The sequence below is a fragment of the Ensifer sp. Root1252 genome, assembly GCF_001425885.1.
Classification (GTDB): Bacteria; Pseudomonadota; Alphaproteobacteria; order Rhizobiales; family Rhizobiaceae; genus Ensifer; species Ensifer canadensis.
On the sequence record NZ_LMDT01000002.1, the window covers coordinates 17,377 to 37,803 of the forward strand.

General features: G+C 63.0%; 15 protein-coding genes. 11 read left to right on the forward strand and 4 right to left on the reverse strand.

All coding sequences use genetic code 11. From position 1 onward, the window contains the following. Positions 1-49 precede the first annotated feature (49 nt). The gene (locus tag ASD02_RS04615) at positions 50-1,075 is read right to left on the reverse strand and encodes an ABC transporter substrate-binding protein (protein WP_025429274.1); all 1,026 of its coding nucleotides are present in this window, start codon (positions 1,073-1,075) and stop codon (positions 50-52) included. Positions 1,076-1,539: 464 nt separating this feature from the next. Here ASD02_RS04615 and ASD02_RS04620 point away from each other — a divergent pair, with 464 nt between their 5' ends. From ASD02_RS04620 to ASD02_RS04640, 5 genes are all read left to right on the forward strand, one after another. Next, on the forward strand, positions 1,540-2,355 hold the full coding sequence (locus tag ASD02_RS04620; RefSeq protein ID WP_057219155.1) for a DUF3100 domain-containing protein: 816 nt from the start codon (positions 1,540-1,542) through the stop codon (positions 2,353-2,355). A gap of 17 nt (positions 2,356-2,372) precedes the next feature. Beyond that, complete coding sequence (locus tag ASD02_RS04625) at positions 2,373-2,888, forward strand: hypothetical protein (RefSeq protein WP_025429276.1); 516 nt, start codon at positions 2,373-2,375, stop codon at positions 2,886-2,888. A gap of 62 nt (positions 2,889-2,950) precedes the next feature. Then, positions 2,951-4,108, forward strand: a complete 1,158-nt coding sequence (locus ASD02_RS04630; RefSeq protein ID WP_057219287.1) for a M20 aminoacylase family protein — start codon at positions 2,951-2,953, stop codon at positions 4,106-4,108. A 22-nt stretch (positions 4,109-4,130) separates the two neighbouring features. Then, complete coding sequence (locus ASD02_RS04635) at positions 4,131-5,048, forward strand: LysR family transcriptional regulator (protein ID WP_225906260.1); 918 nt, start codon at positions 4,131-4,133, stop codon at positions 5,046-5,048. A gap of 107 nt (positions 5,049-5,155) precedes the next feature. Next, positions 5,156-5,521: a VOC family protein gene (locus ASD02_RS04640; protein ID WP_057219157.1), complete on the forward strand. Its 366-nt coding sequence runs from the start codon at positions 5,156-5,158 to the stop codon at positions 5,519-5,521. A gap of 159 nt (positions 5,522-5,680) precedes the next feature. On the opposite strand, the gene ASD02_RS04645 is transcribed toward ASD02_RS04640, so the two are convergent. Beyond that, complete coding sequence (locus ASD02_RS04645; RefSeq protein ID WP_057221889.1) at positions 5,681-6,580, reverse strand: LysR family transcriptional regulator; 900 nt, start codon at positions 6,578-6,580, stop codon at positions 5,681-5,683. A gap of 104 nt (positions 6,581-6,684) precedes the next feature. On the opposite strand from ASD02_RS04645, the gene ASD02_RS04650 reads away from it, so the two are divergent. The 3 genes from ASD02_RS04650 to ASD02_RS04660 all read left to right on the forward strand — a co-directional run bounded on the left by ASD02_RS04650 (position 6,685) and on the right by ASD02_RS04660 (position 10,365). Then, positions 6,685-7,674, forward strand: a complete 990-nt coding sequence (locus ASD02_RS04650) for a zinc-dependent alcohol dehydrogenase family protein (protein ID WP_057221890.1) — start codon at positions 6,685-6,687, stop codon at positions 7,672-7,674. 243 nt (positions 7,675-7,917) lie between these two features. Beyond that, positions 7,918-8,802, forward strand: a complete 885-nt coding sequence (locus ASD02_RS04655) for an NAD(P)-dependent oxidoreductase (protein ID WP_057219165.1) — start codon at positions 7,918-7,920, stop codon at positions 8,800-8,802. Between the two features lie 18 nt (positions 8,803-8,820). Continuing rightward, positions 8,821-10,365: an aldehyde dehydrogenase family protein gene (locus ASD02_RS04660; protein WP_057219167.1), complete on the forward strand. Its 1,545-nt coding sequence runs from the start codon at positions 8,821-8,823 to the stop codon at positions 10,363-10,365. Positions 10,366-10,436: 71 nt separating this feature from the next. On the opposite strand, the gene ASD02_RS04665 is transcribed toward ASD02_RS04660, so the two are convergent. Together ASD02_RS04665 and ASD02_RS04670 are read right to left on the reverse strand one after the other, a co-directional pair. Then, on the reverse strand, positions 10,437-12,338 hold the full coding sequence (locus ASD02_RS04665) for a methyl-accepting chemotaxis protein (protein ID WP_057219169.1): 1,902 nt from the start codon (positions 12,336-12,338) through the stop codon (positions 10,437-10,439). 284 nt (positions 12,339-12,622) lie between these two features. Further along, the gene (locus ASD02_RS04670) at positions 12,623-16,243 is read right to left on the reverse strand and encodes a hydantoinase B/oxoprolinase family protein (protein ID WP_057219171.1); all 3,621 of its coding nucleotides are present in this window, start codon (positions 16,241-16,243) and stop codon (positions 12,623-12,625) included. Between the two features lie 121 nt (positions 16,244-16,364). Here ASD02_RS04670 and ASD02_RS04675 point away from each other — a divergent pair, with 121 nt between their 5' ends. The 3 genes from ASD02_RS04675 to ASD02_RS04685 are packed head-to-tail and all read left to right on the forward strand — an operon-like array spanning position 16,365 to position 20,379. Continuing rightward, positions 16,365-16,949, forward strand: a complete 585-nt coding sequence (locus tag ASD02_RS04675) for a winged helix DNA-binding protein (protein ID WP_057221891.1) — start codon at positions 16,365-16,367, stop codon at positions 16,947-16,949. A 13-nt stretch (positions 16,950-16,962) separates the two neighbouring features. After that, complete coding sequence (locus tag ASD02_RS04680; protein ID WP_057219175.1) at positions 16,963-18,795, forward strand: ABC transporter ATP-binding protein; 1,833 nt, start codon at positions 16,963-16,965, stop codon at positions 18,793-18,795. Positions 18,796-18,846: 51 nt separating this feature from the next. Next, a complete protein-coding gene (locus tag ASD02_RS04685) occupies positions 18,847-20,379 on the forward strand; it encodes an ABC transporter substrate-binding protein (RefSeq protein WP_057209860.1) in 1,533 nt (510 codons plus the stop codon). The last annotated feature ends 48 nt before the right edge of the window (positions 20,380-20,427 follow it).

Below are 20,427 nucleotides of genomic sequence, written 5' to 3' on the forward strand. Positions count from 1 at the left end.
CGGGTCAGAAGCGCCGGGCGGACCACGAGATCCGCCCGGTCTTGAGCGCTTACTTGAAGAGCGCTTCAGCGTCTTCGATTGAAAGGGCGCTGGTGTAGGAGTAGTAGCCCGGCTTGCCGTCGACCTGCTTGGCGGCATCCGCCAGGTTCTTGGAGTCGATGAACGGGATCGGCAGGTACATGGCGTTCTTGTACTGGCCAGCCGTTGCCGGTTCCTTCAGTTCCTTGCCCTGCAGCATGAGGACGGCGACATTGAGCGCGCTTGCCATGACGCCGGGCGGGTTGACGGTCGCGCCGGAGTTCAGCTTATCCTTGCTCCACAGATCGATGAAGTCCTTGCGGATCTCGCCGGTGGCCGCGATCTGGCTTGCCTTGCCGGCGTCCATGATCGACTTCCAGGCGCCGGCAGCCATGCCGTCCTGCACGACGACGCCGTTGACGTCAGGATAGGTCGCCAGGATGTTCTGCATGGCCTGTTGGCCCTGCGCCTGATCCCAGTTGGCGTTGACCTCGTTGACGACTTGGATATCCGGGTAGTCCTTGAAGACGCTCTTATAGCCGGCGACGCGCATCTCGTTTGCCGGGTGGCCTGCGACGCCGTTGATCGCCACGACCTTGCCCTTACCACCGAGCGTTTCGGCCAGCCACTTGGCACCGGCCGCACCCCATGCCGTCTGGTCGATGCCGACATAGGTGGCATCCGGCGAAGAGACTTCGGCATCAGTGGCGATCACCAGAATGCCCGCTTCCTTCGCCTGCGCGAAGATCGGGTCGAAGGCCGTCGGGCTGTTGGGGTTGATGATGATGGCGTTGACGCCCTCGGCAATGAAATTGCGCACATGGGCGATCTGCCCGGGCACGTCGACATTGGCGCTCTGGACGCTGACTTCGACGTCGACGCCCTTTTCCTTCCATTTTTCCGCGGCCGCCTTGGCCTCGTCGATCATCTGCGTGCGCCACTCGCTGCCGACCCAACCATTGGACAGACCAATCTTGAAGGTCTCGGCATTGGCGAGCGAGGCGGAGATGGCAATGGATGCGACGGTGCCGAGTGCTACGGCGATAAGCTTCTTCATAAGATCCTCCCAAAATCTTGCGAGAACCATGAAGCCAGAAAATGTAATCGATTTCAATGGGGGTTTTCAGCGATTTTTGATGGGTTTTTCGAATTTCTGTCGTGAACCTGCGCAAGGTGTTGATCTGGCCGGGCCAATCGCCCGGATTGCTGGGGAAAGTTGGCGCTTTCCGTGCCGCTCGTCCCCACTTGGCCGTATGTGTCCTTGGCCATCGAGGCGGCACATGCAAAAGCAAGGCAAGGCGAAAGCTCGATTCGCATCCGCACTCGGCCAAAGCAGGACCGCGACCATGAAATGACAGAAGCGATGAGCGGTTTTGCAGAAGCCGCCTTCAACCCAGCGACCTGTTGCTGGAACTGCAACACTTCGTTGCTCGCCGACCGGCTAGCCGGCATTTGCCCTCAGCCAATAGTGTTAAGTTTGGGCAAAGAACAACAACTGGTCCCCAACCAGAGGAGAACATCATGACCGGAAAACCCGGAGCCGCCGCAGGCGGGCTCTATCTGCACATCCTTGTGCTCGCGATCGTCATCGTCTCCGAGCTGATCGGCATTCAACGCCTGTCGATCGGCCTCGGCACCGTGATCTTCCTGCCGATCCTTTATGCCTTCGCACTCGGCATCATGCTCAATCCCGCCATTTTCAAGGCGAGCGCCAAGTTCATTTCCAAGGATGCGGTCAAGCTGTCCGGCGCCATGATCACCGTTGCGATCATGCCTTTCATTGCCAAGTTCGGCACAACAGTCGGACCACAGATCTCCAAGATCATCGAGGCCGGACCGGCACTCGTGCTCCAGGAACTCGGCAATCTCGGCACGATCCTCATCGCCTTCCCGGTCGCCGTGTTCCTGCTGAAGATGGGCCGCGAAGCCGTCGGCGCCACCTATTCGATCGATCGCGAGCCCAACATCGCGCTGATCGCCGACAAATACGGCCTCAACTCGCCGGAAGGCGCCGGCGCCATGGGCGTCTATGCCACCGGCACACTCATCGGCACATTCGTCTTCGCGATCATGCCGCCGCTCGTCCACGGCCTCGGCATCTTCGACGTGCGCGCTCTTGCCATGTCCTGCGGCGTCGGCTCCGGCTCGATGCTTGCGGCCTGCACCGGCGGTCTCGTCGCCGTCGTTCCGGACCAGAAGGACATCATCCTGGCGCTGGCAGCGGCCAGCAACATTCTGACCTACGCGACCGGCCTTTATGTCGGCATGTTCGTCGCCCTGCCGCTGACGGAATGGCTTTACAACAAAGCCCGCCCGTCCGAACGCGCAACAGCCTGATCGGGGAGACAGGAACAATGGCCAACCAAACCAACACCACCGCCAATCTTGCCGACGACCTGCCGCTGAATGCGGAGGATGAGCGCAAGATCGATGTCGTCAAACACTCCGGGCTGCTGCTGATCGCCTGCGCCATCGGCCTGATCGCCAACTGGGTCGGAACGGGCACGTCGCCGCTCATCGCCCTGCCGGGCATGGCGGTGCTCTATGTCGCCTGCATCATCGGCCTCGGCTTTGCCCGCTTCGTACCCTTTTACCTGCCTGGTGTCGCCTGGGTATCGCTGATCGCGATCCTGATCACCATTCCCGGCGTCCCGGGGGCTGCCTGGGTCAGCGAACAGGTCGAGCATCTGAATTTCCTGGCGCTCGCCACGCCGGCGCTTGCCTATGGCGGCCTGGCGCTGACAGCGAGCGAATTCGCCATCGCCCGTCGTTCGGGCTGGAAGATCGTCATCGTGGCGATCTGCGTGATGATCGGAACCTATATGGGCTCCGTCGTCGTCGCCGATCTGTTCCTGAGATTGGGCCAGTAGGATAGAACTGTGGCCGGCCGCTTTGCGGCCGGCCTTCAATTTGCAGATACAGGATGAACGAGATGAGCCGCCACGACATCAGCCCTGACCGCATCGCGGAAACGATCGCGTGGCGCCATCACCTGCACGCCCACCCCGAACTTGCCTTCGAGGAACGGGAAACGTCGGCCTTCATTGCAAGCAAGCTCTCGGAGTGGGGCATTGCCGTCAAAGGCGGCTATGGCGGCACCGGCCTTGTCGGCACGCTGTCGCGCGGCACCTCGTCGCGCACCATCGCCATCCGCGCCGACATGGACGCGCTGCCGATCGTCGAAGCCAGCGGCGTTGCCTACGCGTCGAAAACATCCGGCAAGATGCATGCCTGCGGCCATGACGGTCACGTCTCGATGCTGCTCGCCGCGGCGCGACAAGCCTCCGAGATGGATTTCGACGGTACCGTACACTTCATTTTCCAGCCGGCGGAAGAAGCGGAAGGTGGCGCCCGCGCCATGGTCGCCGACGGCCTCTTCCGTGATTTTCCGGCTGACGCAGTCTATGCCCTGCACAATTGGCCGGCGCTTAACGTCGGCACCTGCGTTGCCCGCGACGACGCGATGATGGCCGCCTTCGGCGTGTTCGAAATCCGCATCACCGGCAGAGGCGCCCACGGGGCGATGCCGCATGAGGGCGCCGACCCGCTGGTTGCCGCAGCCCAGATCGTCTCCGCGCTGCAGACGATTGCCAGCCGCAACGTCTCGCCGCTCGACGCAGCCGTCGTCTCCGTGACCCAGATCCACGGCGGCGATGCCTGGAATGTCATCCCGCAGGAAGCTGTCATCCGCGGCACGACACGCTGGTTTGCGAAAGAAGTCGGAGAAATCCTCGAAAAGCGCATGCGGACGCTGACGGCGGCCATCGCCGAGGGCCTCGGCTGCAGCGCCGATCTCGACTATCAGTACCGCTATCCCGCCACGATCAACGATGCTGCATCGGCCGCCTTCGTGCGCTCGGTCGCAGCAAAGGACAGTGCCCTTTCGGTCGTCGATGCCGCCCCCAGCATGGCTGCGGAAGATTTCGCCTTCATGCTGGAGCAACGCCCCGGCTGTTACCTCTGGCTCGGCGCACGCCGCGAAGGCGCCAACCCCGGCCTGCATTCACCGCACTACGATTTCAACGATGCGATCGTTCCGCAGGGCGTCGACCTCTGGACAAGGCTGATCGCCACATCTCTTGGTCGTTGACCTCAAACCGTTTCCGTCGCACATGACCACCATGGACGTGCTCGACGCGAAAGCGCTCAAGATTTTTATGGCCGTTGCCCGCATCGGATCGATCCGGGGTGCGGCCGAACACATGGGGCTGGCGCCGTCGGTCGTCAGCCGCCAGATCGCCGACACCGAACGCGAGATCGGCCTTGCGCTGTTCGAACGAACAGCACGCGGCACAGTGCTGACGGATGCCGGCGAACTCGTTCTCGAACACGGCAAGCGTGTTCTTGAAGACAACGGCCTGCTCGCCGAACAGCTCGACCAGATCCGCGGCGTCCAGCAGACGCGCATCCGCATTCGCTGCGGCGAAGGTTTCATGGCGGACCTTGTCGAACACGGGCTGTCGTCATTCTCGAGGGCGCATTCATACGTCCGCTATATCGTCGAACTCGGCAGCACCGAGGACGTGGTCGATGCCATCGCCAACAGCGACGCGGATATCGGCATCGCCTACACACCGCTGACGGACCCGCGCATCCGGGCGCTGGCAATCGCCCGCCAGCCGCTTTGCGTCATTGCTCCGATCGGGCATGCCCTCGCCAGCCGCACCGGTCTAAAACTGGCGGACTGTCTGACCTCGCCCTGCGCCATGCTCGGCAAAGGCAACGGCGTCACCCAGATCGTTGCCCGCGTCGCCGCCGACGCCGGCATGGCACTGGCGCCGTTGCTCGAAACCCATTCGATCGAAGTGTTGCGCCGTTTCGTCGCCTCCGGTCTCGGCGTCACCTTCCTGCCGAGGACCGCCGTCTCCGGCGAAATCGACCGCGGCGTCATGCAGGCGGTCGACCTTGAAGATCCGCTGCTGCGCGAGGCGAGCGCTCACCTGATGGTGCGTGCGCATCGCCGCCTGCCGCTCTCGGTAGAAAAACTCGGCCAGCATCTCGCGCAGGAAATGCAGTCCTTCAAAGCCTGAGGCTTACCGAACCGGCATCCGGACGGCCCGTTCTGCACTCAGTTCCACCGACAGGAAACCTTTACGCGAGTTGACCGTTGTAGCTCCAGGACAGAGGAGAAGGTTGAATGGCATCCGTCCGATACATCGTCGCGGACGTCGACGAGGCGGTCGCGTTTTATCGAGACAATCTCGAATTCAAGATCGACAAGCACAACCCGGGCAAGTTCGCCGCGCTGCTGCGCGACGACCTGACGCTGTATCTCAGCGCCCCAGGTGCCGGGAGCGGTGGTCAGGCCGGCGGTGATCCGAAGCCGGGCGGGTGGAACCGATTTATGATCATTACAAACGAGGTCGATGTCCTCATTGAGCGGTTGCGCCGCGTTGATGCAAGATTCCGCGGTGAAATCAGCGACGGCGGTGCCGGCCGCGCCATCCTACTCGAAGATCCGTCGGGCAACGTCATCGAGCTATTCGAGTTCAAGAAGGACTGAACCTGACGTAAAGCTGATGGCGGCGGGCGGTTGCCTTCGATACGTCGTCTGCTCATGGTCATGGCGCGTTCCGCCACCGACGTCAGGTTCCCGTCTTTGACCAAACGGACGGGCCGGAATCCACGCCCATCTCAGTCGTCCGGTTGATGGGTTCACGGCTTAGATCATCGCCGTGGGCAAAGCGGCCACCAGCGCATCGACCGCAAGACGGACTTTCAGCGGCAAGTGCAGCGTGCGCAACCAAAGGGCATAGTTGTCGAACACATATCCCGGCTCGCCTTGCAACACTTCGACAAGGACGCCGGACTTGATGCGGTGGCGAACGAGCCACGACGGCAACCAGGCCAGCCCCATTCCGGCAGCCGCAGCATCGGCGATGGCCTCGAGATCGTCCAGCCGCAAGCGATTGGCGGGCGTCACTTCCAAAACCTGCTGCCCGTCGCGCGGGAAAAGCCAGGGATGCACCCATCCAGGTCGATTATATGTCACCGCATGATGGCGGCCCAGATCGTCGATCTGTCTCGGGGCGCCATGGCGCTCGACATAGGACGGCGATGCGCACACAACCATGCTGTGGCTGGCAAGCCGACGGGCGATCAGCCCGGACCTGTCCTCCAGAGTGCCGGTGCGGATGGCAAGATCGTAACCGTCCTCGGCGAGATCGGCGATGCGATCGCCGAAGGAGAGCTCAAGCTCGAGCCTTGGATATTTCCGGGCAAACTCCATGAGAATGGGCGCGACGCACCGCCGGCCGAGCAGCGCCGGCATGGTGACGCGCAACCGACCGCGCGGCTCGGAAAGCTGATCGGCCGCAAGTGCGTCCGCCGCTTCGGCCTCCGCAAGGATGACACGACAGCGATCATAGTAGGCGCGGCCGAATTCGGTCAGGCTCTGTCGACGCGTGGTGCGGTTGATCAGACGCACGCCGAGCCGCTCTTCGAGAAACCGAACATGCTTGCCGACCATCGGCCCGGAAAGGTCGAGCGCTTCCGAGGCGGCCGCAAACGAGCCGAGATCCACGGCTTTGACGAACACCGCCATGCTCGTAAGGCGATCCATATTCGAAACTCCTGGTTTCTACTGCTCTGCCAAATCCGACATTTATCGAATTCCAGCCGACGCGCATAGCTTATTCAGTTCAATCATTACGGAGTTTATGGCTGATGGCACGCGTCGTTCGTTTTCATGAGCATGGTGGTCCGGAGGTTCTGCGCATTGAGGATCACGATGTTGCCGGACCCGGTACCGGCGAGGTCCAGATTCGCGTCAAGGCCCTTGGCCTCAATCGCGCCGAGGCGCTGCTGCGCTCGGGCCGGTACATCGAGACGCCGACATTGCCGTCCGGTCTTGGCCTCGAGGCTGCGGGGGTGATCGAAACGATTGGCGGCGGGGTCGACGGTTTCGCGCCAGGCGACGCCGTCAGCATCATTCCGCCGATATCGATGGTCCGCTGGCCCGCCTATGGTGAGCTGGTCACCGTCCCTGCCGCGCAGGTGGTCAAGCATCCGCCGTCGCTCAACTGGGAAGCGGCAGCAGCCGTCTGGATGCAATATCTCACGGCCTATGGCGCCCTGATCGACATCGCCAAGCTCGGCAGGCAAGATTTGGTCGTGATCACCGCCGCCTCGAGCAGTGTCGGATTGGCGGCCATCCAGATCGCCAACCTGGTCGGCGCAACCGCAATTGCCGTCACGCGAACCTCTGCCAAGAAGCAGGCCTTGCTCGATTTCGGCGCAGCCCATGTGATCGCCTCAGCGGAGGAAGACCTGGAAGCCCGACTGAAGGAGATTGCCGGTCCGCAGGGCATCCACGTGGTATTCGACCCGATCGGCGGGCCGATATTCGAACCGCTGACGGCGGCGATGTCACATGGCGGCATCCTGATCGAATATGGCGGCCTCAGCCCTGAGCCCACGCCTTTTCCGCTGTTTGCCGTCCTCAGCAAGACGCTGACGTTGCGTGGTTACCTCGTCCACGAGATCATCGGTAATCCCCAGCGGCTGGAGGCGGCCAAGGCCTTCATCCTCGACGGGCTGACCTCAGGTTCGTTGCAACCGGTCATCGCCAGGACCTTTCCGTTCGAGCAGATCGTCGAGGCGCATCGCTATCTCGAGACGAACGAACAGTTCGGCAAGATCGTCGTGACAATCTGACGATTGGAGCATTTCCAGGAAAAGAGCCAAGCGGTTTTCCGTCGGGAATGCCTAAAGCAAAGGGATCGGGCGTTTCTGCCACTCCGCCAAAACCGGAAACGCTCGATGCCTCGGGCCGGCATCCGCTGAACCACCGACGTTGCGGCGCCAGCAACGCAGTGTACCGGCCCCGCCGTCTACCCGCCCCGGATACCCCGTGCCACCTTCTCAGCACCAAAACAAACGCTGAGGGTGACACCGGATATGACGACGAAAGAGAGAGCGATAGGCGTGGTCGGGCTTGGAGCCATGGGGCTCGGCATGGCGACCACGCTCGCCAGCAACGGCTTTGCGGTGAAGGGCTTCGACCTTTCCGACGGCAGACGCAAGCTGGCGGCCGAAGGCGGTGTGACGCCTTGCGAAACGCTTGCCGACGTCTTCGTCGATACCGATTTCATCGTTTTCTCGCTGCCGACCGCCAAGGACGTCGCAGCCGTCGTCGAGGCCAATCTTGACGCCCTGAAGGCTGCCGACGACCGTGTCGTCATCATCGACACGTCGACGTCGGAACCCGACGTTTCGAGCGATCTCGCCGCCGGTCTCAACGCACTTGGCCACGGTTTCCTCGATGCGCCCGTCTCGGGCGGGCCGGCGGGTGCTGCAAGCGGCATGCTGACGATGATGATCGGCGGCAGTGACGCCGATGTTACCCGCGCGAAAATGGTGATCGATGCGATGGCGGCCAAGGCCCTGCATGTGGGCCCAAGCGGTGCCGGCAATGTCGCCAAGCTCGTCAACAACTTGCTTGCAGCCGCCCATATGGTGACGACGGGCGAGGGCCTGAAGCTGGCGCTTTCGGCAGGGCTAGAGCCCGAACAGGCGCTCAAGGTGCTGAACGCCGCCTCGGGCAAATCGATGATCAGCGAAGTGCATTTCCCGACCTGGGTGATGAACGACCGCTTCGACAGCGGCTTCACCATGGGCCTGATGCGCAAGGACGTGCGGCTTGCAAGTGAGCTTGCCGCCCGCACCGGCGCCGCACTGCCGCTTTCGGCGGCAGTCGCTCGGCTCTGGGCCGAAAGCCCGCTCGACAATGCCGACGACTTCACCCGCATGGGCGCCTTTCGCGCCGCGGCCAACGACAACTGAGACGACAAGGGGAAGACGATGAACGACATGACCATGCCGGCCGCGAAGGCCGAGCGCATCCGCGCGCTGTTTCATGGCTTCCTGCCCGGCAGCGAGATCGGAAGCTATGTCGACGGCGTGCTGGTGGCAGGCTCCGGGCCTGAGCAGAACCTGACCGACCCGGCGACCGGCGAGGTTTTTGCCACGTTCAAGGACGCCGGCAACGACGTCATCGATGCGGCCATGGAAGCGGCGACGCGGGCGCAGCGCGAGTGGATGGCCATGACGGCATCCGCCCGCGGCCGGGTGATGAACGAGATCGCCCGCAAGATCCGTGAGCGCGCACCGGAACTGGCCGAGCTCGAAAGCCGTTCCGCTGGCCGGCCGATCCGCGATATCCGCGGCGAAGCGCTGCGGGTCGCCGAGATGTTCGAATATTATGCCGGCTGGTGCGACAAGCTGCACGGCGAGGTCATTCCGGTCCCGACCTCACACCTGAACTACATCAGGCACGAACCGGTCGGCGTCGTTGCCCAGATCACGCCCTGGAACGCGCCGCTCTTTACCGGCGGCTGGCAGATCGCACCGGCGATCTGCGCCGGCAACGGCGTCGTGATCAAACCGTCGGAGCTGACGCCGCTCAGCACGCTTGTCCTCGGAGCACTTTGCGAGGCGGGCGGCGCACCGCGCGGACTCGTCAACGTCATCGCCGGCCAGGGCGTGACCGCAGGCGCCGCGATGGTTGCCCATCAGCAGACAGCGCTCGTCGTCTTCGTCGGCTCGGCCCAGGCCGGATCTGCGATTGCGGCAGCAGCTGCGAAGAACGTCGTGCCCTGCATTCTCGAACTCGGCGGCAAGTCCGGCAACATCGTCTTTGCCGATGCGGATGTCGACCGGGCGATCGTCGGCGCGCAGTCGGCCATCTTCTCGGGCGCCGGCCAGAGCTGCGTTGCCGGTTCCCGTCTGTTGATCCACCGCTCGGTGCATCAGCAATTCGTCGAGCGTTATGCCCGCGCCGCCGAACGCATCCCGGTCGGCGATCCCTATCTCGACGCCACCCAGATTGGCCCGATCAACAATGCCCGCCAATGGGCAAAGATCGACGAGATGGTGCGCCAGGGTGTTGCCGAAGGCGCAACGCTTGCAACCGGCGGCGCCAAGCCCGCAGCGCTTTCGTCCTCCGGCGGCTTCTTCTTTGCCCCGACCATCCTCGACAACGTCAAGCCCGACATGACCATCGCGCGCGAGGAAGTCTTCGGCCCGGTCGTCGGCGTCACGGTCTTTGACGACGAGGAAGAAGCGGTGGCGCTTGCCAACAACAACCCTTACGGTCTCGCGGGCGCTGTGTGGACACGGGACGTCGGGCGAGCCCACCGCATGGCCGCGCGCGTGCGCGCCGGCACGTTCTGGATCAATGGCTACAAGACGATCAGCGTGATGTCGCCCTTCGGCGGCTTCGGCCGCTCCGGATACGGCCGCTCCAGCGGCCGCGACGCGCTGCTCGCCTACACCCAGACAAAGAGCGTCTGGGTCGAAACCGCGGAAAATCCTGCCGTCGTCTTCGGCTATGCCCCGGAGGCGTAGGGCAGTCGAGCGAATGAAATGACAGAAGGGCCGGCGACGCCGACCCTTCTCTCTTGCTCGGGGCCGCTTCGTCAGGCAGCGCGGCTCCAGCTTTCGCGCGTTGCAACACCTTCCAGCTTGAACTTCGCCAGCATCGTGCGGAGCTGGCGACTTTCTTCGGCGAGCGTTCCGCTCGCAGCCGTCGTTTCTTCAACCATTGCCGCATTCTGCTGGGTCATCTGGTCCATGTGGTTGACCGAGGTATTGATCTCCTGCAGTGCGGTTGCCTGTTCGCGTGCGGCGGTCGCGATCGTATTGACGTGGCCGCTGACATTGTTGACCAGGGTCTCGATCTCCAACAGCGCCTCGCCGGTCGAGCGCACCAGCGACACGCCGTTTTCGACCTCGCTTGCGGAGCTGTGGATCAGCGTCTTGATCTCCTTGGCGGCGTTCGCCGAGCGCTGCGCCAACTCGCGGACTTCCTGGGCGACGACGGCAAAGCCGCGTCCGGCCTCGCCGGCCCGGGCGGCCTCGACGCCAGCGTTGAGCGCCAGTAGATTGGTCTGGAAGGCTATCTCGTCGATCACCGAGATGATCTGGTTGATCCGGTTCGACGAATCCTCGATGCGGCCCATGGCGTCGATTGCGCTGCGCACGATCGCACCCGAGCGTCCGGCGCTCTCCTTGGTGGTGCGCACCATCTCGTGCGCCTCATTGGCCCGCGCAGACGCGGTCCGGACCGTCGAGGTGATTTCGTCGAGGGCCGCCGCTGTCTCTTCGAGAGCTGCCGCCTGTTGCTCGGTGCGCTTCGACAAATCGTTAGCCGCCGAGCTCAACTCCACCGAATTGTCGTTGATCGTGCCCGCCGCAGTACGGACGTTCTGCATCGTCGAGCGCAGGGTCACCATCGTGGCGTTGACGTTGGTCTGAAGCTCGGCGAACGCGCCGTGGAATTCACCGCGCATGGATTGCGTCAGGTCGGCGTCTGCGAGTGCTGCCACGACGCGGCGGACCTCGTTGACCGTCAAATCGACGCTCGATACCAGCTCGTTGACGCTGGCGGCAAAGCGGTTGAGGTCCTCGTTATCGTAGTCCTTGGTGATACGGCCGGTGAAATCGCCGGCAACGGCAGCGGCAACGACGATGCTGATATTGGACTGGAGATCGCTGCTGCGTGCATGCAGCACCGCCTCCTGGGCCTTCATGTCGCGCATGCTGATGGCATTCTTGCGGAAGACTTCGACGGCGCGGCCCATCTCGCCGATCTCGTCGCGGCGTGAAGAGTCAGCGCCATCGCCATCAAGCTTGCCGTCGGCAAGTTCGCTCATGATCGACGTCAGCGTTTGCACCGGAAGCACGATGCCGCGGCGCGCGACGAGCAGGCTGACGGCCACGCCGAAGACGATACAGGCGCCGGCTGCAGCCAAGAGGATCGTCATCGCGACGGAGGAAGATTCGAGCGCCTCGGCGCGAGCAGCGGCAAGAGCATCGCCGGAATAGGTGCTGTAGGCCTTGACGGCGGACGTCACGGTCTTCTGGGCGTCGAGCGCCTTGTCGAGCGCGGCCTTGACGGCAGCGGCGTCGGCGCCATTCGATCCGGCGACGGCAATCATTGCGCGGATCTCGTCGAAGTAGCTGTTCAGCGTCGTGCGGATGTCGTTGAGAAGCTTGTCCTCGGCATCGTCGGCGACCAGCTCGATCTTGGTGACGCGAGCGAGCATTTCAGCGGCGCGCGTTTCCGTTTCCGCACCGAACTCCGAAGCCTTACCGGGCGTTGCCGCAAGTTGATAGGTCATGCGGCTGATGGCGATGATATCGACCCTGAGGTCCATCGCCTCGCGCGCGGCTTCTTCGCGGGCGCCGACTTCGACGATCGTCGTTCCGAGTGAAGAGAGCCCGCGCGCACCGGCAAGGGCGATCAGGGTTGACGAAATGCCCATGACCACGACCACGAGGCCGACCTTGGTCAATATCGATAAATTCTTGAACGTCACTGCCGTGACTCCTGTGATGTCGCGATCGCGCTGGTTTTCGAGGACATGGTCGGCCAAACCGGTGGGAGGAGACCCGGAATGTTGCGCGCGCTCCGAGGGAGGAGGCGGAGATCTCAAGCGCACCGACCGAGAGATACTTAGTAATTGCGAATTTAAATTAGCGTTAAAACAGCAACATCAGGATCGGCCCGGCCAAGGCGGCGCCCATCCGAACGGCCTTTCAAACGCAAAGCGGGCGGGCGATTTCTCGCCCGCCCGCAGACCGCCGCAGCAGTCTTGGGAGATCATTTCTTGCCGTAGCCGCCGCCCGTGGGCGTGACGACGGTAAAGGCCTCGCCGGCTTCCAGAACCGTATGGGCGCAGCCAGACAGTTCCTCGGTTCGCCCGTCGTTGCGACGGACGAGGTTCTGGCCGAGATTGCCGGGCTCACCGCCCTTGATACCGAAGGGCGCAACACGGCGGTGACCGGAAAGGATCGCGAAATCGAGCTTTTCCCGGGCACGAATGGTGCGCTTCGTGCCGTCGCCGGCCGACCACTTACCCTTGCCGCCGGAGCCGCGGCGGATGTGGAAGTCCTCCAGCACCACCGGGAAGCGGGTCTCAAGAATTTCCGGATCGGTCAGACGCGAATTGGTCATATGGGTGTGGACCGCATCGGCGCCATTGTAACCCGGCCCCGCCGACGCGCCCGAGCAGATCGTCTCGTAATACTGGTAGTGCGCGTTGCCGAAGGTCAGATTGTTCATCGTGCCTTGAGCGCCTGCCTGGCTTTCGACGGCACCGAAGAGGCAGTTGGTGACAGCCTGGCTGACTTCGACATTGCCGGCAACGACCGCTGCGGGATAACGCGGGGTCAGCATCGTGCCTTCCGGGATGACGATGTGGATCGGCCTGAGGCAACCGGCGTTCATCGGGATATCGGCCTCGACGAGAACGCGGAAGACATAAAGCACCGCCGCCCGAGTGACCGGAGCGGGCGCATTGAAATTGTCCGAACGCTGTTCCGACGTGCCGGTGAAGTCGACCGTGGCCTCGCGCTTGTCACGATCGACGGTGATCTTCACCACGATCTTGCAGCCCTGATCCATCTCGTAGGAGAATTCGCCGTTAGGCAGTTGGTCGAGGACGCGGCGCACGCTTTCGGCGGCATTGTCCTGGACGTGGCCCATATAGGCCTCAACGACATCCTCGCCGAACTGCGCGATCATCTTCTTGAGTTCCGCCACGCCCTTTTCGTTGGCGGCAACCTGCGCCTTCAGGTCGTTGACGTTCTGCACGATGTTGCGAACCGGATAGCGCGCGCCATTGAGCAACGCCTCAAGTTCGGCCTCGCAGAAGCGGCCGGCATCAATGAGCTTGAAGTTGTCGATATAGACGCCTTCCTCCTCGATGTTGGTCGCAAGCGGCGACATCGAGCCGGGCGAGATACCGCCGATATCGGCATGATGGCCGCGGCTTGCAACCCAGAAACGGATCTCCCTACCCTGGTCGTCGAACACGGGCGTGCAGACGGTCAGGTCGGGCAGATGCGTGCCACCGTTGTAGGGCGCATTGATCAGGAAGACGTCGCCGGGGTGAATAACCGGGTTCTCGCGGATCGCAGTTGCGACAGAGGCATCCATGGAGCCCAGATGCACCGGCATGTGCGGCGCATTGGCGACGAGATTGCCCCTGTTGTCGAAGACCGCGCAGGAGAAGTCGAGACGCTCCTTGATGTTCACCGAATAGGCGGTGTTCTGCAGCGTCACGCCCATCTGCTCGGCGATCGACATGAAGAGATTGTTGAAGATCTCGAGCATGACCGGATCGGCCTTGGTGCCGATCGCGCTGCGCGCCGGCAGCGCCTTGACGCGGCGAAGCACGATATGGTCCTTGGCCGTCAGTTCCGCCTGCCAGCCGTCCTCGACGATCACGGTCTGGTTCGGCTCGATGATGATCGCCGGACCGTCGAGGCGCTGACCGGGCTTGATCTCGGAGCGAAGCGCCACCGGCGCATCGTGGAACTGGCCCTGGGAATAGAAGCGGGTGCTGCGGCTAAGCGCGGGGGCGCCTGCCGTCGTCACCAAGCCTTCACCTTCCATCTGGGCAGCGCCGCCGCCGACGGTTTCGACCTCGACAGCGTCGATCACCAGCGCCTTGTTGTCGGCGACGAAGCCGTAGCGGCGCTTGTGCAAGGTCTCGAATTCGGCGCGCAGGCGGGCGATATCGTCATGCCCGGGAAAGGTCGCATCGACAGCCAGGACCGTGTCGGTGCCGGCATAGCGGATATGGGCGCGAAGATGGGTGCGGATCTCGTCGCGGGCGATGCCCTGTGCTTCGAGTTCGCCGAGGCATTCGACCTGCAGTTCGGACCCAAGCTCGGCAAGCGCCGAAGGCGCCTTGTCGTCGAGCGCAACGCCGAGCGCCTTCTGACGGGTGGCGCGGATATCGGCAAGGCCCATGCCATAGGCCGACAGCAGGCCGGACATAGGATGCACCAGAATGCTCTTCATCCCGAGCTGGTCGGCGACAAGGCAGGCGTGCTGGCCGCCTGCGCCGCCGAAGCAGCTGAGCGCATAGCGCGTCACGTCATAGCCGCGCTGGACCGAGATCTTCTTGATCGCCTCGACCATGTTGGCGACCGCAATGCGGATGAAACCGTCGGCAACATCCTCAGGCGCCCGGCCATCGCCGATTTCGGCGGCCATCGCGGCGAAACGCTCACGCACCGTCTCGACATCGAGACGCTCGTTCTGCTCCGGCCCGAACAGCGCCGGGAAGAATTCCGGCATCAGCTTGCCAAGCATCACATTGGCGTCTGTGACCGCAAGCGGGCCGCCGTTGCGATAGCAGGAAGGGCCCGGATTGGCGCCGGCGGAATCCGGTCCGACGCGGAAGCGCTCGCCGTCGAAATGCAGGATCGAACCGCCGCCGGCGGCAACCGTGTGGATCAGCATCATCGGCGCGCGCACGCGCACGCCGGCGACTTCGGTTTCGAAGGCGCGCTCGTATTCGCCGTCGAAATGGGCAACGTCGGTAGAGGTGCCGCCCATGTCGAAGCCGATGACGCGGTCGAAACCGGCCGCTTCACCGGTTTTCGCCAACCCGACAACACCGCCAGCCGGACCGGAGAGGATCGCATCCTTGCCCTGGAACATGTCGGCGGCCGTCAGGCCACCCGACGACATCATGAACATGACGCGCGCGCCGGAGCGCTCGACGTCGAGTTCGCTCGACACCTGCGCCACATAGCGGCGCAGCACCGGCGAGAGATAGGCGTCGATGACGGTGGTATCGCCGCGACCGACATATTTGATCAGCGGCGAGACTTCGTGGCTGACCGACACCTGCTCGAAGCCCATTTCGCGGGCAAGCCGAGCAACCAGCGCCTCGTGCTCCGGATATTTATAGGCGTGCATGAAGACGATCGCGACGGTGTTGTAACCCTGGTCGCGAAGCGCCGTCAGCGCCTGGCGCGCCTCGGCCTCATCCAGTGCCTGCTCGACCGTGCCGTCAGCCAGGACCCGTTCGCCGAGCTCTACGATATCCTTGTAGAGCGCTTCCGGCTTGATGATTTCGGTGGCGAAGATGTTCTTGCGCTCCTGGTAACCGATCCTGAGCGCGTCACGGAAACCGCGCGTCGTCACCAGTGCGAGCGGTTCGCCCTTGCGCTCAAGCAGCGCATTGGTCGCGACCGTCGTGCCCATACGCACTTCGCTGATGAGCCCGGTCGGGATCGGCGTGCCGGTCGGCAGGCCAAGATGCAGGCGGATGCCGTGCACGGCCGCATCACGATAGGCTTCCGGATTCTCCGACAACACCTTGCGCGCATGCAGAACGCCTTGCGGGTCCCTGCCGATCACGTCGGTGAAGGTGCCGCCACGGTCGATCCAGAAGTCCCAGCTGCCGGTTTCGCGTGCGCTCATCGTCCATCCCTCTCACTCGTCTGCCGCCAGCTCGGGTCGGCTCCGAAATTCATCAAAGCAGTTCGTTGACAAAATGTCGATAAAATGATGACATAAAATCGTCAAGATGAGGAAGTGCTGAATGACAAAGAAGTCTGAGGAGAGCTATGAAGGGAGGGAGTGGGCGCAAGACGCTCTGCCCGACCACATGAAGCCGGTGTCTGCGATCGGACCGATCGTCTCCTCTGCACATCTGGCCGAAGGCGGATCCCCAAGGCTCTCGGAAGTGGAGTACGGCCTGATTCTCGCTTCTCACGCGTTTCATCGCTGGATGGTGCGCTGCATGGCTGCCGCCGGTGTGCCCGGCCTTTCCTCCACAGAAATTCTCATCCTGCATACGATCCGCCACCGCGACCGCGGCAAGAAGCTCGCCGATATCTGCCTCGTGCTCGACATCGAAGACACGCATGTGGCGACCTATGCCATCCGCAAGCTCGAGGCGGCCGGCCTTGTCACCACAGGCAAGGCGGGCAAGGAAAAGACCATCCAGATCACCGACAAGGGCGCGGAAGCCTGCACCCGTTATGCGCAAATCCGCGAGCGCCTGCTCGTGACCTCGACGGCCAATGCCCGCCCTTCCGAGGAGACACTCTCGGAAATCGCCGCTGTGCTGCGCTTCATGTCGGGGGCCTATGAACAGTCCGCGCGTGCCGCGACCACATTGTGACAAGGAAGATCGCGTGACCGCTGATACGACACCCCCGCTGCTGGCCGTGGAAAACCTGTCCGTCGCCTTCAATGGCAATGCCGTCGTCGAAGACCTGAGCTTTTCGGTCACGGCGGGACGGACGCTGGCAATCGTCGGCGAATCGGGCTCCGGCAAATCGGTGACCTCGCTTTCGATCATGCGGCTTGCCGACATGATGGGAGGTAAGTTCCCCACCGGTCGCATCCTGTTCCAGGGCAAGAACGGCGCGGTGAACCTGACGGCCGAACCGCAGAAAGCGATGCGCAGCATTCGCGGCAAGGAGATCGCCATGATCTTCCAGGAGCCGATGACGTCGCTCAATCCGGTGTTCACGATCGGCGACCAGATCGCCGAAGTGCTGATGCTGCACGAGAAGATGACGAAAGCCGAAGCACTCACTGAAACGTGCCGGCTGCTCGACATGGTGCGGCTGCCCGATTCCACCGAGCTCGTCGGCCGTTATCCGCACCAGCTCTCCGGCGGCATGCGCCAGCGCGTGATGATCGCCATGGCGCTTGCCTGTCGCCCCAAGCTTTTGATTGCCGACGAGCCGACGACGGCGCTCGACGTGACCATCCAGGCACAGATCCTCACCATCATCCGCGACCTCCAGAAGGAGCTCGGCATGGCGGTAATCTTCATCACCCACGACATGGGCGTCGTCGCCGAGATGGCCGACGATGTCGTCGTCATGTGGAAGGGCCGCAAGGTCGAGGAAGGCCCGGTCGCCGAGATTTTCTCCAATCCACAGCATCCCTATACCCAGACGCTTCTTTCCGCCGTGCCGAAGCTCGGCAGCATGACCGGCGAAGACTTCCCCAAGCGCATGCCGCTGACGATGATGATCGACGGCGCGCCGAAGCTTGTGGGCGAAGAGCATATCCAGCGCACCGCCCGCTACGACGCAGCACCGATCCTCTCCGTGCGCGATCTCGTTACACGCTTTGACGTCAAGAAGAACCTTTTCGGCAGGGCCACGCACCGCGTTCACGCAATTGAAAATGTCAGCTTCGACATTTTCCCGGGCGAGACCCTGGCACTTGTCGGCGAATCCGGTTCCGGCAAGTCGACGATCGGCCGTACAATCCAGCAGCTCCAGAGCGCCACCTCAGGTGAAATCCTCTTCGGCGGACGCCCGGTCTCCGCCATGAGCTTTGCCGAGCGCCAGCGGCTGAAACAGGAAATCCAGTACATCTTCCAGGATCCCTTCGCCTCACTCGACCCGCGCAAGACCGTCGGTTTCTCGATTGCCGAACCGATCCGCACCCATGGGCTGATCCTTGGCAACAAGGAAATCGAAAAGCGCGTTCACGAACTGCTCGAGCGGGTGGGGCTGACCTCCGCCCATGCCGAGCGTTACCCGCATGAGTTCTCCGGCGGTCAACGCCAGCGCGTCTGTATCGCCCGGGCGCTCGCATCCCGGCCCAAGCTCATCATCGCCGACGAGGCGCTATCGGCGCTCGACGTGTCGATCCAGGCCCAGATCATCAATCTGTTCATGGAGCTGCAGGAACAGGAAGGCCTCGCCTATCTCTTCATCAGCCATGACATGGCCGTGGTCGAGCGCATGAGCCACCGCGTCGCCGTGCTCTATCTCGGCCAGGTGATGGAATTCGGTAGCCGCCGCCAGGTGTTCGAAACCCCGACCCATCCCTATACCCGCCGGCTGCTATCGGCCGTTCCGGTCGCCGATCCCGGCAAGGGGCGCGACCGGGGGATGATCGAAGGCGAGATCCCGAGCCCGATCCGGCGTGTCGGAGAAGAACCCGCGGTGCTTCCGCGCAAGGAGATCGCGCCGGGCCATTTCGTGGCCCTGGACGCGTAAAGCCGCTTTCTCTTTTCAGGGGAAGGCAGTCGAAACAGGAGTGAGTAAAAAATGATCAACAAAAAGGGGATCCACGCCGCCTTCATCGCGCTTGCGCTGACTGGCAGCTTTCTGACGGCCGCGCCGGCCTTTGCCGCCGGCACATTGACGGTTTCGTCGCCACAGGATCCGGGCAGCTGGGATCCGGTCGACACCTTCCTCGTCAACTGGGCATCTGTCTCCACCAACATTTTCGACGGCCTGACCTATCGCGGCCCTGACCGCAAGCTGGTTCCAGGCCTTGCAACCGCCTGGGAAGAGCTCGACGGCGGCAAGCGCCTGCGCTTCACGCTGCGCGAAGGCGTCAAGTTCCACAATGGCGAGCCTTTCAACGCCGAAGCCGTGAAATACACCTTCGATCGCCTGCTCGGCGAAGAAGGCTCCAAGGGGCCACAGAAATCCAACTATGCGGTCATCGAGCGTGTCGAGATCGTCGACGAGAAGACTGTCGATCTCCACCTGAAGTCACCGGATCCTGTTCTACTGACCAAGCTCGCCGGCTACGGCGCGATGATCGTGCCGCCGAAATACATCCAGGAAAAGGGTGAGGACTATTTCAACACCCATCCTGTCGGTACCGGCCCATTCAAATTCGTCTCCTATGAGCCGAAGGTGGCGATCAAGCTCGAAGCCTTCGCCGATCATTGGGGCGGCGCACCGAAGCTTTCCAACCTCGACTTCCGCTTCATCGCCGAGCCGGCAACCGCCGTTGCCGAATTGCAGGCCGGCCGCGTCGATCTCGTCATCCCGCCGACCATCCCGATCGGCATGATCCCGACGATCGAGGGTGACGACAAGCTCGAACTCGTCTCGACCCCCGGCCCGACCGTCTATGCGCTGCGTTTCAACACCCGCGACGGCATCACCAAGGATCCGAAGGTCCGCAAGGCGCTGATCCTCGGCGTCGACCGCGACACCATCATCCAGTCGATCCTCGGCGGCCAGGCCGCTCCGATCGCCAGCTTCCAGGGCGAACTGTCGTTCGGCTTCGACCCAAGCATGAAGCCGTTGCCATACGATCCGGAGCAGGCGAAGGCGCTGTTGAAGGAAGCGGGCGTCGCGCCGGGTGCTTCCGTCCAGATCGACGTGCGCGGCAACGACGCAACCTTCAACGAAGTTGTTCAGGCCGTCGCCAGCTACCTGCAGCTCGTCGGCATCAACGCGACGATCAAGCCTTACGAAACCAACGTTCTGTTGAACGACATCATTCCGGCCGGCAAGACGGGCGCGATGTTCCAGCAGGCCTGGGGCGGCTGGACGCTCGATTACGACAACACGGCCTACTCGATGTACCACTCGGGTGAAAAGTGGAACCCGTACGACAGCGACGCCGAACTCGACAAGCTGCTCGAATCCCAGCGTTCAATCACCGATCAGCCCAAGCGCGAGGAAATCCTCAAGCAGATCGCCAACTACGCCGCCGACCGCGCGCTGGAAATGCCGCTCTACAACCTCAACGCCATCTTCGGCGTGAGCAAGCGCGTCAAGAACTTCACGCCTGTTCCCGACAGCCGCCTGCGGCTGACGGACGTCACGGTCGAGTAACAATCAGATCCGCCGCTCCCCAATAGCGAGCGGCGGGTCGTTTTCATG

Coding starts and splice junctions, on each gene's coding strand:
- ASD02_RS04625 (WP_025429276.1), top strand. CDS start 2,373: ATGGCCAACCAAACCAACACCACCGCCAATCTTGCCGACGACCTGCCG.
- ASD02_RS04675 (WP_057221891.1), top strand. CDS start 16,365: ATGACAAAGAAGTCTGAGGAGAGCTATGAAGGGAGGGAGTGGGCGCAA.
- ASD02_RS04660 (WP_057219167.1), top strand. CDS start 8,821: ATGAACGACATGACCATGCCGGCCGCGAAGGCCGAGCGCATCCGCGCG.
- ASD02_RS04670 (WP_057219171.1), bottom strand. CDS start 16,243: ATGAGCGCACGCGAAACCGGCAGCTGGGACTTCTGGATCGACCGTGGC.
- ASD02_RS04640 (WP_057219157.1), top strand. CDS start 5,156: ATGGCATCCGTCCGATACATCGTCGCGGACGTCGACGAGGCGGTCGCG.
- ASD02_RS04645 (WP_057221889.1), bottom strand. CDS start 6,580: ATGGATCGCCTTACGAGCATGGCGGTGTTCGTCAAAGCCGTGGATCTC.
- ASD02_RS04615 (WP_025429274.1), bottom strand. CDS start 1,075: ATGAAGAAGCTTATCGCCGTAGCACTCGGCACCGTCGCATCCATTGCC.
- ASD02_RS04630 (WP_057219287.1), top strand. CDS start 2,951: ATGAGCCGCCACGACATCAGCCCTGACCGCATCGCGGAAACGATCGCG.
- ASD02_RS04635 (WP_225906260.1), top strand. CDS start 4,131: ATGACCACCATGGACGTGCTCGACGCGAAAGCGCTCAAGATTTTTATG.
- ASD02_RS04620 (WP_057219155.1), top strand. CDS start 1,540: ATGACCGGAAAACCCGGAGCCGCCGCAGGCGGGCTCTATCTGCACATC.
- ASD02_RS04685 (WP_057209860.1), top strand. CDS start 18,847: ATGATCAACAAAAAGGGGATCCACGCCGCCTTCATCGCGCTTGCGCTG.
- ASD02_RS04655 (WP_057219165.1), top strand. CDS start 7,918: ATGACGACGAAAGAGAGAGCGATAGGCGTGGTCGGGCTTGGAGCCATG.
- ASD02_RS04650 (WP_057221890.1), top strand. CDS start 6,685: ATGGCACGCGTCGTTCGTTTTCATGAGCATGGTGGTCCGGAGGTTCTG.